We start from the raw sequence: 1653 nt of genomic DNA, 5'->3' as shown, positions 1-1653 counted from the left end.
ACAAAGCCTTCTCTCTGTTGCTGGTTTGAATGCTTCTGAAGATTACGCAAATTTTTTAACCAAAACCCTTTCTGGTAAGAGAGATAAGAGTTCCATAATAAATGTTTTGACAGAAGGTAGCCGTTCTGCGCGAGTTGGAAATGTTGGTGATAAGAAAGTGCCACAGCTTACAAGAATAGCGGTTAACGATAAAAGCATGAGTGCGGATAATATTGCTGTGCGAAAATTGCCAAAAACATTTGTTAAAAAAGGGCGGATGCTGCCTGTTGAGGGAGATAATAGTGATGATATTTTGCTGTCTGGCGTTAATAGTTTAGCAAGGAGGGTGAGTACATATGCAACTAATGATGATATAAAACTGGGGAAAAGTCCGAATGCGAAGGGTAATAGTATTATTGCTATTGGTAACAACATACAGGTACATTCACAAAATAACCTGTTTGAGGCTGTTACTATTGTTGGCAACAACGTGCACGTCAACAGTGCTGGTACTACCGCTATTGGTGGACGGTCAAGAGCGGAAGCGTTGCACAGTGTTGCGCTAGGTGTAGATGCTGTCGCTGATAGGGCTAGTGGTGTTTCTGGCTATTCTCCTAATAAGAAAGCGAGTGCAACAAGTGCTGACGCTCAATGGAAGAGTGGTTATGGTGCTGTGAGTGTTGGTGATGTCAGCGAGAAGAAAACGCGACAAATTATAGGGGTAGCAGCTGGTTCTGAACTGACTGATGCTGCTAATGTTGCGCAGATAAAGTCATTACAAGATTACGTAGATAAAGGTTGGCAGCTGTCTGCTGGTGGTGCAGATGCTACAACTATTGGTATAGAGAGCAAGATCGATTTATCAGCGGCAAGTACAAATCTTCAAATTAGCAAAGGCAAAGATAATAATAATATAAAATTTGATCTAGCTAAGGAAATCNGATAGATGCTGGGGGTAAAAAGATTACAGGAGTGTCTGATGGCACTGGAGCGAACGATGCAGTTAATTTTTCACAGTTAAGCAAAACCAATGAGAGTCTTTCGTCCACAGCGAGAAATCTGGAAACGGCTATGGCCAATACATCAAAATATTTTGGTGGAGGTGCAGGCGTTGCTGGTTCTGCCATGACGGGACCAACTTATAACTTATCCAAGATTGATACAAAGGGTAATATAACAGAGGGCTCTTTTAAAGATGTTGGGAGTGCTTTTGCAGGTCTTGATACAAATATCAAGAATGTGAATGCACGGATTAAAGAGGTTTCTGAAGGAGTAGCACAGGATTCTTTGTTATGGAATGATGAGGTCAATGCTTTTGTAGCGCGTCATGAGAAGAAGCAAGAAGAAAAAGGCAGAGTTGTAAGGACACAGGAAAACAGTAGAATTACGTTTCTAGAAAAGGCTGAGATCAGCCCCGGCTCAACGGATGCTGTCATTGGTAGTCAACTTTATGCAATGGGTAACACGCTTGCATCCTATTTTGGTGGAGGTGCTGGTTATGATGAAGTGGGCATATGGAAAGAACCGGATTTCAAGATCAAGCAGTTTGGTGAGGATGGTACTTCTTTTGACAAGAATTATAAGAATGTAGCTGATGCACTTGCCGGTGTTGGAAGTTCTATCACGAATGTTCAGAATAAATTGACTGAACAGGTTAATAATGTGATTACCAAA

General features: G+C 41.5%; 2 pseudogenes. Both read left to right on the top strand.

Features of this window, described 5'->3' with window-relative positions:
* A pseudogene (locus ACFILT_RS09640) lies at positions 1-925 on the top strand (hypothetical protein); the annotation flags it as partial.
* Positions 926-951: 26 nt separating this feature from the next.
* A pseudogene (locus ACFILT_RS09635) lies at positions 952-1653 on the top strand (hypothetical protein); the annotation flags it as partial.

It is taken from the genome of Bartonella sp. AP7XZML, from assembly GCF_042195745.1.
GTDB lineage: Bacteria > Pseudomonadota > Alphaproteobacteria > Rhizobiales > Rhizobiaceae > Bartonella.
The sequence above is the reverse complement of the archived record's forward strand: the minus strand, read 5'-3'. Positions and strand labels throughout refer to the sequence as shown.